Genomic DNA, 14789 nt, shown 5'->3' with positions numbered 1-14789 from the left:
ATAATACTTTACTCAACATCAAAAATATTGAAGCAGATTATATATCATTATTTAAATAGTTAGGGGATTAAACAATGTTAAACGAAATTTTTAAATTTACAGTAAAGTTAAAGTCATTTTGGGTCTTATTATTAATCAGTTTATATCCATTACTTATTTTTATAGCAGAACTAACACATAGTGATTTTGTTTCATTATCATCAACTGAAAAAAATAGTGTCTCGTTTGCAGAATTACTGATTGCTATTTCTGATACAGAACTTAAATTTTTATTACCCATTGTATTAATAGGTATGATGATTGGTCAAAATTTTAATGATGATATTAAATCAGGCCGCTTAATCTTATTTAAAGATCAAAATAGGGATAAGATATTTAACTATAAATTTTTATCTATTTTATTATTAGTTATTATCTCACGAATAATATTAATCATTTCTAGCATTATCGTATATCTATTCTTTGTTAATAAACACGACTATTCTTCACACTCATTATTCTTAAATGATACATTAGTGAATAAAAGCTTTATATTATCATTAGTAGGTATTTTCAGTACGATTATTATTTTGTTATTTTTAGGAATTTTATCATCAATTAAATTTAATTCAGCTTATACAATTATGATTATGGTAATTGGATACATATTAACTAAAATCGTAGAAATGCTACCTAAATTTAAAGTTCTACCAGTATCTTTTATAAAACTAGAACATGTTCAAGATTTTAATTTTCAGTTAGGTATGATGATAGGGCTAACATTCCTCTACATTATTATTTTTTACGTCATCGCTCGTACATTATTTAAAAAATTACAGTATTAATACAAAATTAAAGGTTCAATACAAGACAATCATTAATTGGTTGTCTTATATTGAACCTTATTTTTTAACTATTTTGTATCATTAATAATCAATTGTCTTAATGATTGACGTTTAATGACTTCACGTGCTTTGCCATCTTTAATAAAGAATACTGATGGCTTTTGCATTTGGTTATAATTTGAAGCCATAGAATAGTGATAAGCACCAGTAGATAATATCGCTAAGTAATCTCCACGTTGTACTGAACTTGGAAGCTTAGCATTTTTAATAATAATATCTCCCGATTCGCACAATTTACCTGCAATTGTCATAGTATCATCCGCTTCTTCATGACGATTAACGAGTAACGCTTGATACTCGGCATCATATAACGATGTTCTAATATGATCACTCATACCACCATCAATAGATACATATTTATTGACTCCAGGAATAACTTTTGTTGTTCCTACTTCATATAGTGTTATACCAGCTTCACCAACAATTGAACGTCCTGGTTCGATGCCTATTTCAGGTGTATCCATATTTAACTTGTTAACTTCTTCTTTAATAGCATCTGTAATTTCAGCAATGCCAGTTTCAATAGGGAAGCTAACGTCGCCTTCAACATACTTAATACCAAAACCACCACCAAGGTTAAGCAGTTCAACATCAATATTGTTGTCATTTAACCAGTTCAACACAATTTTAGCTGTTTCAATCATTGCTTCAGTGCCTTCAATTTGTGAACCAATATGGAAGTGAAACCCTTTTAAATGAAGATGTTTTGTTTGTTTAATTTTATCTACCGCTTCATTAGCTAATCCATAACGGATTGAAAGGCCAAATTTACTATCTTCTTGACCTGTTTGGATAAATTCATGTGTATGTGCTTCTACACCAGGATTGACTCTTAATACGACTTGTACTGTATCATTTGCATAGCGATCAATTAAATCAATTTCTTCTAAAGAATCTATAACAAAATAGCCAATGTTATTTTCTAAAGCATATCGGATTTCATGTTTTGTTTTATTATTACCATGGAAGTGAATACGACTTGGGTCAAAGCCTGCTTCAAGTGCTGTATATAATTCTCCTTCAGAAACCACATCTAAATGTAAATCTTCTTCTTGAACCAATTTAACCATTTGTATACATGTAAATGCTTTAGAAGCATATGAAATATTATATTTTAACCCGCTTTGTTGAAATGCTTGATGATAACGACGCATTTGATTACGAATTTGATCTTCATCATAAACAATGGTAGGGGTACCAAAGCTTTGAGCCACAGTTTTAAGACTTGTACCTCCTAATGTTAATTCGCCGTATTCGTTATATTCTACTGTCATATTTATCTATACTCCTTTATAAGAGAATCGTGATTCATTGCGCTAAGTTGTTCAGAATTTGCTCCCACACCCTTAAATGTGTATTCGTCTATGCGCATATTTTCATTATATAATATAACTTGATCTTGTGCATGTACGTTATCATCAACTTCCACGAACATATGACTCATCATTAAAGCACGAATAGGGTAGCGCTTTCCATTAATAAGTGCTTCATGTTGTGCTCTCGTTCTTAAAATACCATCACCATAACCAACATCTACTACCGCAAGTTTCGTATTATCATTCTGTGTTTCAAATGCCCAACTGTAGCCACAATAGTCTCCTTGCTGAACATCACGAACTTGTATGACATTTGCTTTTACAGTTAATGATTGCTGAATCACTTCTTCACCTAAACCACTATATGGGCGAGAACCATATAATGCAATACCAACTCTTGCGTGCGTATGGTGGGGAAGTACGACTTGACCTTCACGATAATAACTTGCACTATTTTGAGCGTGAATGAAATCAAACTGATAGCCTTCATTTAATAAAGTATTTAATACTTCTAACCATGCAGCACGTTCACGGTCATATTCAGGTACACCGAATTCATCAGCATAACCAAAATGAGTCCATAATCCTGAAATAATCATTTTATCTTGATTTGAATTTTGTTGGTGATCATGTAACACTTCTTGAATTTCAGTTAATGTTTTAAAACCGGAACGATGTAGCAAATTTTCAAATTCTAAATGTATATGAATATCATGCAAATCTTCTTTATATTCATAATAATATGTTAGAGAAGGTAACGTCATATGAATTTGATTTTCACGAACAGTATCAAAATCATACACTGCATTCATAAGAAATACTGTAGCATTAGGCGCTAATTCACGTACTCTTACAGCTTCTTTTAACGAAGTCGTACTGAATGTATCAATTCCTGCTTTTAAAAATTGTTTTACGGCAAATCCCAAACCATAGTGATAAGCATTATTCTTAACAACAGCCATCATAGGTTGTTGATTTTTAACTTTCTTTGCATTTTCTAAAAAAGCGTCTGAATCGACTGACCAAATCGCTGTCAATGGTTACACCTCTTTGTAATTTAGTAATAAATGTTCATAATAGTTGGCTACATCAATTAATACCTTTTCATCAAAATTTAAATGTGATGTATGTAATCCTGTTACATAGCCTTTATCTTTATTTCGTGTACCTACAAACACAAAATAAGCTGGTGCTAATAATTGACCATAGAAACTAAAGTCTTCTCCAAATAAAAATGGCGTTGGTTTTTCAATGACTTCTAAGTGAGCATCTTTTAGCGCTTGCTCTACAGGTTTACGTAATTTAGGATTATTAATTGTAGCAGGGTATCCTTCTTCAAATTTTACTTCACAATCCACATTAAATAGTAATTTCACACTGTCAGCTATTTTTTGCATTTGATTTTTAACAATAGTTAAATCATCAACATCGTATGTACGAATAGTACCTTCTAGATAACCATGACTTGGGACTGTATTGATCGCTTCACCAGCTTCAAAATGACCCATATGTACGATATTACGTTTCAATCCATTTAGATGGTATTGTTGAATTTGAGCAACTTGATTTAACACATGTTGTAATGCTTCGCCACATGAATATCCTTGTTCTTTATCAGCAACATGGCTAGATAAACCTTTTAAATAAAAGCGATATTCAGTTGCACTAGCTGTGATTTCTTCATCTCTTATAACTACTGTGCCTTCATCTGAGAATGGATTCACATGAACACCAAATACTGCTTCAATTGGGTATTGTTCAAAGGCATTTGCATTAATAAGACGATGCGCGCCTCCACCAGTTTCTTCAGCAGGTTGGAAAATAAATACAACATTATGTGGAAGAGTTCCTTTATCAGCCATTGCTTTACAACGTTGTATAAACAACATAAGGGCAGTTGTATGACCATCGTGTCCACAAGCATGCATCACATTGTCATTTTGACTTCGATAGTCTACATCATTTTCTTCGAATATCGGTAAAGCATCAATATCTGCTCTATATGCAATCGTATGATTACTATTACCTTTTAAATAGGCGATAGCACCTGTTTCTAGTGGGCGTTCATATGTTACACCTAGTTCATTTAAAAATTGAGTGATATATTCAGTTGTTTCGTATTCATGTAAACTTAATTCAGGATGTTGATGTAAATGTCTTCTATGAGTAGTTACAAATTCTAATTCATTCATCAAAATCATTCCTTTCTCTAAAAATTCCCTAATGACGTTATCATATTTAATGATAATAAAAAGTCGAAACGAAAGGGTGGGGAGCTATCTGTTCTCAAGAAGTTTGAAATCTACTTCTTTAAACTGCTCAACCACGTCTTCGTTTCAACTTACTTTCATTTACGATATATTAATCGTTTAATTTTCTTAATGCAGACACAATCTCACGTTTAGAATCTTCAACTTCAGAAGTCTGTTTAATCACTTTAGCAGGTGTACCTGCAACAACTGCACCTGCAGGAACATCTTGTGTCACAATAGCGCCAGCTGCAACAATTGCACCTTCACCGACACGTACACCTTCTAAAATAACTGCATTTGCTCCGATTAAAACATTATCTTCGATGACAACTGGTGATGCGCTAGGTGGTTCAATAACACCTGCTAATACTGCACCTGCACCAACATGTACATTTTTACCTGTAGTAGCACGCCCCCCTAAAGTTGCATTCATATCTACCATAGTACCTTCGCCAACAACTGCACCGATATTAATCGTAGCGCCCATCATTACGACAGCACCATCTTCAATAATCGCTTGTTCACGAATAAATGCACCGGGTTCAATTCTAGCATTCGTATTAGTTAAATCTTTTAAAGGAATCGCAGAATTACGACGGTCCATTTCAATCTCAACATCTTCAAATTGACCTTGATGTTGTTCATAGAATGGTTTCCATTCGTCTGCTTCTACAAAAATCACTTTAGAATTATCTGAACCAAATACTTTAAACGATTCAGGGAAAGTTACATTGTCAAAATTACCGTTAACATAAACTTTTAATGGTGTTGATTTTTTTGCATCACTAATATATTGAATTATTTCTTGGGCTGATAAATGTTGTACCATAATTTCGCTCCTTCAGTTGAATTATAAATTATCGAAAGTATAAAAACCTTTGTCTTTGTGAATTAATTTTTCAGCAGCGCCAATTGCTCCATTGGCAAAGATATCTTTTGATTGTGCTTTATGTGAAATAGTAATTGTTTCATCAGTACCAGCGAATAATACATCATGTTCTCCGACAATTGTACCTCCACGAACTGCATGAATACCTATTTCATCAGGTGTTCGTTTTTCTGATTTATCATGACGATCATATACAGGCGTTGTTTTTTCACGTAATCCTTCAATGACATCATATAGTTTAACTAACGTACCACTAGGGGCATCGACTTTTTTATTGTGATGCGCCTCGGTAAGTTCAATATCAAAATCTTGTAATAGGGGAACAGCCGCTTCTAGAATTTTGGTAAGCGCGTGTATGCCATAACTCATATTCGCACTGAAAAATACTGGCATGTTTTTCCCTAAATCTTCTAGTTTTTCAACTAATTTTTCTTTTTCACCAGTAGTTGCGATAACTAATGGTAATTTGAACGATTCTTCTAATAATGGGAATAATAAATTAGGATTAGAAAAATCTATCGCAACATCGGCATCTTTTGCGTCAGCAATGTGTTCGTATTGTTGATAAGGTGTTGAATCTTTCGGTGAATGTTCGATAACGCCTACAATTTCATGGCCTTTTTCTTCAGCTAATCTAGCAACTCGTTGGTTCATAGCCCCATAACCAATTAAAAGAATTTTCATTATTTTTCACCTGCTTTAAATGTTTCATAAGCTTGTACTAATTTTTTACGATCATTTTCTTCTAATGGTAGAAGAGGTAAGCGTAGTTCATAGCTTCCAAAGCCTTCATGAGCAGTTAATGCTTTGATTGGTATAGGATTTACGTCTACAGATAGAGCATCTAACAATTGTCCAATTGGTTCGAACGCTTTAGTGATATCGTCCCCGTTTTGTTTAGCGTCATATAAATGTTGGAATTCTTTTGGAATAACATTAGCAATTACTGATATAACGCCATTACCACCACGTTCATAGAAATCAACTACATTATCATCGTTACCACTATAAATTGCAAATTCATCTTGATTAACTCGTTTTTTAACTTCTTCAAAGTAATCAAAATCATTTGTAGCATCTTTAAGTGCAACAATATATTGATTTTTACTTAACGTTTCAACTGTCTCTGGTTCAATCGTCATATTTGTACGAGAAGGCACATTATATAATACAACTGGTAATTCAACCGCATTTGCAATTGTTTCAAAATGTTGTACTAAACCGCGTTGATTCGTTTTATTATAATAAGGTGTAATTAACATGACTGCATCAGCGCCTAATTGTCTAGCTCGAACAGATGCTTGAATTGATTTTTCAGTATTATTTGTGCCAGTACCTGCAATTACAGGTACTTGTTTATTCACTAAATTTACTACAGTTTCTAATACATGTTCCTTTTCATCGTCATTTAAAGTAGGGCTTTCAGCCGTAGTACCATTTACAATAATTGCTTGAGCATTATTTTCTAATAAAAATGAAACGTGACTTCTTAAAGCATCATAATCTACCTCGTTATTTACGAATGGTGTAGTTAATGCTACACCTACGCCTTTAAACATGTGTGTCATATTAAAGAACTCCTTTCAATTTTAAAACTTGTTCTAAAACTTGAACTGCGTTTAATGCTGCACCTTTCAATAAATTATCTGATGTACACCATACATGGAATGTATTGTCTAAAGAATCGTCTCTACGAATACGACCTACAAACACTTCGTCTTTACCAGTAGAATGTATTGCAAGTGGATATTCATTATTAGCTGGATTATCTACAAGAACTACTCGATCATCTTTGTCAAATAGAGCTTGAATTTCTTCAACTGTTGTATCTTGATTGAATGTGACATCCATTTCCACGCTATGACTATCTTGAACAGGTACACGAACACATGTAGCAGTTACTTTTAAATCTTTATCATTTAAAATCTTACGTGTTTCATCAATCATTTTTTGCTCTTCTTTTGTATAACCATTTTCTAAAAATACATCAATGTGTGGTAACACATTGTTATAAATAGGGTGAGGATAAGCTTCAGGTTCTTTACCATTTGCGCCCTCAGATAAATCTCTCTTACCCTTAATACCAGATCCTGAAACCGCTTGATATGTTGTATAAGCAACACGTTTTAAACCAAATGCTTCTTGTAATACTTTTAAAGGTACCACTGATTGAATTGTAGAACAGTTTGGATTTGCAATGATTCCTCTAGTGAACTTAGGTTCATTAACTTCTGGAACTACTAAATCTACATCTTCTGCCATACGCCATTGACTAGAATTATCAATCACTATAGCACCAGCTTGTTCAAACAGTGGGGCGAAATGTTCACTTGTACCACCACCGGCACTCATTAATACATAGTCAAAATGTTCACTTGCTGCTTCGTCAGTTAATTCTTGTACTGTATATGTTTGTCCTTGAAAATCTATATTTTGACCAGCAGATCGTGCTGAAGAAAATAACACTAATTCGTCAAAGGGAATTGCTTTTCTATCTAATGTTTCTAACATTTTTGTTCCTACTAATCCTGTTGCGCCAACTACTGCTAATTTTGTCATGTGTAAGTCACTCCGTTTTCAATATTATTAATATTGTGAAAAATTAAGTTAAATCAATTATATATCAAAAGCACCGTATAGTTCTTCGACAGCTTTTTCACCATTTTCAGCATCAATGACATAAGAAATACTAATTTCTGATGTGGTTGTTTGATAGAAAGGAATTTTAGCATTAATTAAAGTTATAAATGCTTTAGATGCAACACCTGACATATCTCTCATACCTGAACCAATTAAAGAAATTTTGACATAAGCTTCGTTAATTTTATAATCAAGTGCTTCAAAATTAACTGCTAACTGTTCTAAAATTTGTGAGATTTGATGTACATCTGTGTCTTTAATACTAAATGATAATTGTAATCCTTCATGGTTAACGATTTGGGAAATCATATCCACGTTAACTGAGCCTTCTTCTAATTCAGTGAATAATTGTGTTAATAAACGATTATCTGGTAGGGGATATGTGATTGTAACATGCATCATGTGTTTATCTAATGCGACCCCAGTTACTGCTTTTTTCTCTAATAAATCACTTCTAGACATAATCCATGTTCCTTTCACATTTGATAAAGTTCTTCCTAAATATAGTGGAATATTGTAATTTTTAGCCAATTCAACACTGCGCGTCTCAAGCACGCCAGCACCAAGTGCACTCATTTCCATCATCTCTTCATAAGATACATACTCTAAGCGTTTAGCATGACTTAAAATTCGAGGATCTGTGGAATATACACCATCTACATCTGTATAGATTTCACAAGGTATGTTATTGCTAGCTGCTAATGCCACTGCTGTAGTATCAGAGCCACCTCGACCTAATGTAGTTAATTCATGGTTCTCATTAATTCCTTGAAAACCAGCAATCACAAGCACATCATGTTGCTCAAATGCATCAGTGAAGGTTGATGGGTTAATTTCAGCAATTTTACTTTTTAAGTGATGTCCAATTGTTTTAATTCCAGCTTGGTATCCAGTCATGGCTTTAGCACTAACACCAATATCGTTTAGCACCATAGACAAATACGAAACTGTTTGTTGCTCTCCAGTTGTTAAAAGTAGGGCAAGTTCTTGCTCTTTTGGAGTTGACGTTAAGGATGATACATTTTCCATCAATTGATCTGTAGTTTTACCCATAGCACTCACTACAACAATCAGTTGTTCATCTTGTTCAACTCGATCTTTTAACATGTTTGCTATATTTTTAATCTTTGTAAAATCGCTGACGGAAGATCCGCCAAATTTCAAAACACTTCTATTCAAAATTTGTCCTCCTCAGTTAGTAGGGAGGCCCACCTATTCAATAAAAAAAGAACAAGTCTGGAATGCGACTTGTTCTACATTTATGTACAAGTGATGCACTCCATTATTATCAAATAATGACAAACTCTTAGCTCTTAACCAAAAAGTCCAACAAATGATATCTGCTATTATCATTCGTTTCGGCATTGCCCCCTTTCAATATTAGCTGTTAGCAGACAGTAATCTAATATTTACTCATGTTTAATGCGCCTCATCAAAATCTTATTCAATTGATATGTTTTTATTATACATATCTAACATGTGACTGTAAACCGATAATTGTGATTTTTTCAAATAAACAGAAAATTTTAAAGCCACTTTCTTTTAGCAAAGATTAGTGGCTTTTATGCAAAAGTTTGGTTAAAACTTTTGTATTCCTTAAAACCTTACAGCATTTTAATGGTTAGTATCTCTTGTGCAATCGTTTGTTAAAAATCTTAATAAAATAGGGGAATAAAATCCCATAAAAAACCCTTAAGTGACATCAACATTCACTTAAGGGTAATCAATATAATTTAATTATTGTAATACTCCAATTTCTTGTAAGTACTCTTCATAAGGAATTTCTTTTGAAACAGAACCTTGTGGATTTAAATCAATCACACGGTTAGCAATAGTGTTAATGAATTCAAAGTCATATGACGTAAAAATAAGTGAACCTTTAAATGATTTTAATCCATCATTGACTGCAGTAATACTTTCTAAGTCTAAATGGTTAGTTGGTTCATCTAATAATAATACATTCGCACTTGAAAGCATCATTTTACTTAACATACAACGTACTTTCTCTCCACCTGATAACACGCTTGCTTTTTTCTTAACTTCTTCACCACTAAACAACATACGTCCTAAGAAACCACGTAAGAACGTTTCAGTCTGTTCATCTTCTGGTGCATATTGACGTAACCAATCAACAAGATTCATGTTTACACCATCAAAGTATTCAGAGTTATCTTTAGGGAAGTAACTTAATGAAGTTGTAACACCCCATTTATATGAACCTTCGTCTGGTTCCATTTCACCAGCTAAAATTTTAAGTAGGGTAGTTTTAGCAATTTCACTATCTCCAATTAAAATAGCTTTATCGTTAGGGTTCATCGTAAATGAAATATTATCTAATACTTTTTCACCGTCAATTGTTTTAGAAAGATTTTGGACACTTAACAAGTCATTACCAATTTCTCTTTCTGGAGTGAATTTCACATATGGATAACGTCTAGATGATGGTTGAATATCATCTAATTCGATTTTTTCTAATTGTTTTTTACGACTTGTTGCTTGTTTAGATTTAGAAGCATTTGCAGAGAAACGTGCCACGAAATCTTGAAGTTCTTTAATTTTTTCTTCTTTTTTCTTATTTTGTTCTTGTGCCATTTTTTGAGCTAATTGACTTGATTGATACCAGAAATCATAGTTACCAACATAAACTTTAATTTTACCAAAGTCTAAATCTGCAATATGTGTACATACATTATTTAAGAAGTGACGGTCATGTGATACTACGATGACTGTATTTTCAAAATTAATTAAGAAATCTTCTAACCAACTAATAGCTGGAATATCTAAACCATTGGTAGGCTCATCTAGTAATAGTACATCTGGGTCGCCAAATAAACTTTGCGCTAATAATACTTTTACTTTTTGGTTATTTTCAAGTTCAGACATCTTTTTGTCTTGTAATGATGCGTCAATACCTAAACCAGATAGTAAGTTTGCAGCATCTGCTTCTGCGTTCCAACCATTCATCTCAGCAAATTCGCCTTCAAGTTCAGCAGCACGAATTCCATCTTCATCACTGAAATCTGGTTTCATATAAATTTCATCTTTTTCTTTCATTACTTCATATAAACGTTCGTGACCTTTAATAACTACATCAAGTACACGTTCATCTTCATATGCAAAGTGGTCCTGTTTTAAAATTGCTAATCTTTCATCTTTACCTAGTGATACATGACCAGTTTGTGAATCTAACTCACCAGATAATATTTTTAAGAAAGTAGATTTACCTGCACCATTCGCTCCAATTAATCCATAGCAATTACCATCAGTAAATTTAATATTTACATCTTCAAATAGTTTACGATCGCCAAAACGTAAACTTACATCAGTTACTTGTAACATGCATTTGCTCCTTTTTATATCGTTATTCTAACGGAAAAATTATATCATATTATTAAGATACTTTCGACCACCTACAACTTGTAATGATAGATTACACCACTCATGTTATACTATAAAAGAATAAATGACTCGAAGGAGAATATAATGGCACTAGAAAAAGATATCGTAGGTTCAATTGAATTTCTTGAAGTTACCGGCTTACAAGGTTCGACTTATATGTTAAAAGGACCAAACGGAGAACAAGTTAAACTGAATCAATCAGAAGTAAATGAAGAAGATGAATTACAAGTAGGTGAAGAATATAGTTTCTTTATCTATCCAAATAGATCAGGAGAATTATTTGCAACACAAAATATGCCTGATATCACTAAAGATAAATATGATTTTGCAAAAGTATTAAAAGTAGACCGTGATGGTGCACGTGTTGATGTAGGTTTACCAAGAGAAGTATTGATACCATGGGAAGATTTACCAAAAGTTAAAACACTTTGGCCAGAAGCTGGTGACAAACTACTTGTTACTCTAAGAATCGATAGAGAAAATCAAATGTTTGCTCGTTTAGCAAGTGAAGGTATTGTAGATAATATGTACACGCCAGTTCATGATGATAGTAAGCAAAATGAAATGTTAGAAGCTAGACCTTATCGTGTCTTACGTGTAGGTAGTTTCTTATTAAGTACGGAAGGCTACAAAGTCTTCGTACATGAATCAGAACGTAAAGCTGAACCTAGACTAGGTGAGTTAGTTAAAGTACGTATCATTGGCCATAATGAACAAGGTGAGCTAAATGGTTCATTCTTGCCATTAGCACATGAACGACTAGACGATGATGGACAAGTCATTTTTGATTTATTAGTTGAATACGACGGTGAATTACCATTTTGGGATAAATCAAGTCCAGAAGCCATTAAAGAAGTGTTTAACATGAGTAAAGGTTCATTTAAACGTGCTATCGGACATTTATATAAACAAAAAATCATCAATATTGAAACAGGTAAAATTAGTTTAACTAAAAAAGGTTGGTCTCATACTGAAAACAACCAAGATAAATAATACAAAATCTTGTTTCTTCTATTAAAAAGGTAAACTTAATTTAATAACAACATTGTATTGCGTTGATTGAAACTTATAATTCAATCGACGCTATTTTTATGTTAACAATACTTACTTTAATATTTCCTCTTCAACAGAATTTCCCCTAAATCTTGAAATAATCTTAATACGATTAAAGTCTAAAAAGCTGATATATATAAGAATTTCTAATAACTTAACATAACTAAATCTAAACTTAACAAAACATTTACATTAACATAGTTTTTAATTAACAATGATTCGTTAATATTAGAACTGTAAGAAATACATATAACATTTGGGTTATTTATATTAGGAGGATGTTTCAATGAAAAAGTGGCAATTAGTCGGTACGACTGTATTAGGAGCTTCAGTACTTTTAGGCGCATGTGGCGGCGGTAACGGCGGTTCAGGCGAAGGTAAAGATGTAAGTGGTGAAGTAAAAGGTGACGGATCTTCAACAGTCGGTCCTATCATTGAAAAATTAAACGAAAAATTCGCTAAAGATTATCCAGACGCTACAGTATCATCAGGTACTTCAGGAACAGGTGGCGGATTCGAGAAATTCATTTCTGGAGAAACAGATTTCTCAAATGCTTCAAGACCTATTAAAGATGAAGAAAAGAAAAAATTAGAAGACAAAGGTATTAAATACAAAGAATATAAAATTGCTCAAGATGGTGTAACGGTAACAGTAAACAAAGATAATGACTTCGTAAAATCATTATCTAAAGACCAACTTAAAGAGATCTATTCTGGAAAAGCTAAAACTTGGAAAGACGTTAACTCTAAATGGCCTGATAAAAAAATCAAAGCGTTCTCTCCTGACCAATCACATGGTACATTCGACTTCTTTACTGAAGAAGTAATGGATAAAGGCGATATCAAAGCTGAAAAAAATGCTGACACTAACGTCATCGTACAATCAGTACAAAAGAACGAACAAGGTATTGGTTACTTCGGTTATAACTTCTATCAACAAAATAAAGACAAATTAAAAGAAGTTAAAGTCAAAGATGATAAAGGCAAAGATACTAAACCAACTAAGAAAACAATCCAAGATAACTCTTATGCTTTAAGTAGACCATTATTCATCTATGCTAAAGAGAAATCTTTAAAAGATAACAAAGCTTTCCAAGAATTCATGAAATTCACTCTTAAAGATGAAGGTAAATCTGCAGAAGATGCTGGTTATGTAGCACTTCCTAAGAAAGATTACAAAGATGAACTTAAAGAATTAAAAGATTACATTAAGAAAAACAGCAAAGACTCTGATAAAAAAGAAGATAAATAATTAACAATAGAGTTTGGGAATACAACGAAAATCAATACAAAGTGGGTTAATTCAGCCACTTTGTATGATTTTCTTTTCAGGTTAGCACATAAATATCATGAGTCTTTACTCTTATCAACCTGAAATATTCCCACTCTTTTTTTATAATTGGGAGATTTAAGAAGAGAGGTTTTCATATGGTTTCAAATACAAACATTAGAGAAATGATTGCTAAAAATAATGCCAAAAAGGGTGGCATGAGCGATAAAATAGTGCCAATCATTTTAGCTATCATTTCAGCAATTTCAATTTTAGTAACTTTAGGGATTTTATTTACATTACTAACTGAAACAATCACTTTCTTTACACGTGTATCAATCACAGAATTTTTATTTTCTACAGATTGGAACCCGTTCTCAGCTAAACCTTCATATGGTATTTGGGCATTAATCATTGGAACACTTAAAATCACAATTATTGCAGCTTTATTCGCAGTTCCAATTGGATTAGGCGCAGCTATTTATTTAAGTGAATATGCTTCAGATAGAGCTAGACGCATTATTAAACCAGTACTTGAGGTGTTAGCAGGTATACCAACTATCGTGTTCGGTTTCTTCGCATTAACATTTGTTACACCGATTTTAAGATCTATATTTCCTGACTTAGGTAGTTTTAACTCAATTAGTCCTGGATTAGTAGTAGGGGTAATGATTATCCCACTTATTACAAGTATGAGTGAAGATGCAATGGCATCAGTTCCAAACAAAATTCGTGAAGGTGCTTTAGGATTAGGTGCTACAAAATTAGAAGTTGCAATAAAAGTCGTTTTACCTGCAGCAGCTTCAGGTATCTTAGCATCTATTGTACTAGCAATTTCAAGAGCAATTGGTGAAACAATGATTGTATCTCTAGCAGCTGGTAGTACACCAACAGCCTCATTAAACTTAACAGGATCAATCCAAACAATGACTGGTTACATTGTTCAAGTTGCTACAGGAGATGCTACTTTCGGATCAGACGTTTACTACAGTATCTATGCGGTAGGTTTCACGCTATTTATTTTCACATTAGCTATGAACTTACTATCACAATGGATTTCTAAACGTTTCAGAGAGGAGTATTAAA

The 14789-nt window shown here is 32.8% G+C and carries 13 protein-coding genes and 1 riboswitch; of the genes, 4 read left to right on the top strand and 9 right to left on the bottom strand.

From position 1 onward, the window contains the following. Positions 1–74 precede the first annotated feature (74 nt). Positions 75–824 carry a hypothetical protein gene (locus CD121_RS05195; RefSeq protein WP_051522831.1) on the top strand — a complete coding sequence of 250 codons (750 nt, stop codon included), beginning with the start codon at positions 75–77 and terminating at the stop codon, positions 822–824. Between the two features lie 68 nt (positions 825–892). Here the strand turns inward: CD121_RS05195 and lysA are convergent, their stop codons facing one another. From lysA to CD121_RS05150, 9 genes are all read right to left on the bottom strand, one after another. After that, on the bottom strand, positions 893–2158 hold the full coding sequence (lysA, locus tag CD121_RS05190) for a diaminopimelate decarboxylase (RefSeq protein ID WP_126567561.1): 1266 nt from the start codon (positions 2156–2158) through the stop codon (positions 893–895). A gap of 2 nt (positions 2159–2160) precedes the next feature. Next, positions 2161–3237, bottom strand: a complete 1077-nt coding sequence (locus CD121_RS05185; protein ID WP_126567560.1) for an alanine racemase — start codon at positions 3235–3237, stop codon at positions 2161–2163. Between the two features lie 3 nt (positions 3238–3240). Further along, positions 3241–4392 (bottom strand): amidohydrolase, encoded by a 1152-nt coding sequence (locus tag CD121_RS05180; protein ID WP_126567559.1) that lies wholly within the window; start codon positions 4390–4392, stop codon positions 3241–3243. 169 nt (positions 4393–4561) lie between these two features. Next, positions 4562–5281 (bottom strand): 2,3,4,5-tetrahydropyridine-2,6-dicarboxylate N-acetyltransferase, encoded by a 720-nt coding sequence (gene dapD / locus CD121_RS05175; RefSeq protein WP_017636968.1) that lies wholly within the window; start codon positions 5279–5281, stop codon positions 4562–4564. Positions 5282–5302: 21 nt separating this feature from the next. Then, positions 5303–6025, bottom strand: coding sequence for a 4-hydroxy-tetrahydrodipicolinate reductase (dapB, locus tag CD121_RS05170; RefSeq protein ID WP_126567558.1), 723 nt, complete (start codon positions 6023–6025; stop codon positions 5303–5305). Next, positions 6025–6909, bottom strand: a complete 885-nt coding sequence (dapA, locus tag CD121_RS05165; protein WP_117239054.1) for a 4-hydroxy-tetrahydrodipicolinate synthase — start codon at positions 6907–6909, stop codon at positions 6025–6027. The genes dapB and dapA overlap by 1 nt, the downstream gene beginning before the upstream one ends. Before the next feature lies 1 nt (position 6910). Continuing rightward, positions 6911–7900, bottom strand: coding sequence for an aspartate-semialdehyde dehydrogenase (locus CD121_RS05160; RefSeq protein WP_126567557.1), 990 nt, complete (start codon positions 7898–7900; stop codon positions 6911–6913). A gap of 57 nt (positions 7901–7957) precedes the next feature. Further along, a complete protein-coding gene (locus CD121_RS05155; RefSeq protein ID WP_126567556.1) occupies positions 7958–9163 on the bottom strand; it encodes an aspartate kinase in 1206 nt (401 codons plus the stop codon). Between the two features lie 82 nt (positions 9164–9245). Beyond that, positions 9246–9422: riboswitch (Lysine riboswitch) on the bottom strand. A gap of 296 nt (positions 9423–9718) precedes the next feature. Continuing rightward, on the bottom strand, positions 9719–11320 hold the full coding sequence (locus CD121_RS05150) for an ABC-F family ATP-binding cassette domain-containing protein (protein WP_017636973.1): 1602 nt from the start codon (positions 11318–11320) through the stop codon (positions 9719–9721). Positions 11321–11464: 144 nt separating this feature from the next. Between CD121_RS05150 and cvfB the strand changes: the two genes are divergently transcribed. The 3 genes from cvfB to pstC all read left to right on the top strand — a co-directional run bounded on the left by cvfB (position 11465) and on the right by pstC (position 14788). After that, positions 11465–12373, top strand: coding sequence for an RNA-binding virulence regulatory protein CvfB (gene cvfB, locus CD121_RS05145; RefSeq protein WP_126567555.1), 909 nt, complete (start codon positions 11465–11467; stop codon positions 12371–12373). Positions 12374–12719: 346 nt separating this feature from the next. After that, positions 12720–13685, top strand: a complete 966-nt coding sequence (locus CD121_RS05140; protein ID WP_017636975.1) for a PstS family phosphate ABC transporter substrate-binding protein — start codon at positions 12720–12722, stop codon at positions 13683–13685. 176 nt (positions 13686–13861) lie between these two features. Beyond that, on the top strand, positions 13862–14788 hold the full coding sequence (gene pstC / locus CD121_RS05135; RefSeq protein ID WP_017636976.1) for a phosphate ABC transporter permease subunit PstC: 927 nt from the start codon (positions 13862–13864) through the stop codon (positions 14786–14788). Position 14789: the final 1 nt, after the last annotated feature.

Origin of the sequence: Staphylococcus pasteuri, assembly GCF_003970495.1 — a bacterium.
Classification (GTDB): Bacteria; Bacillota; Bacilli; order Staphylococcales; family Staphylococcaceae; genus Staphylococcus; species Staphylococcus pasteuri.
The sequence above is the reverse complement of the archived record's forward strand: the minus strand, read 5'-3'. Positions and strand labels throughout refer to the sequence as shown.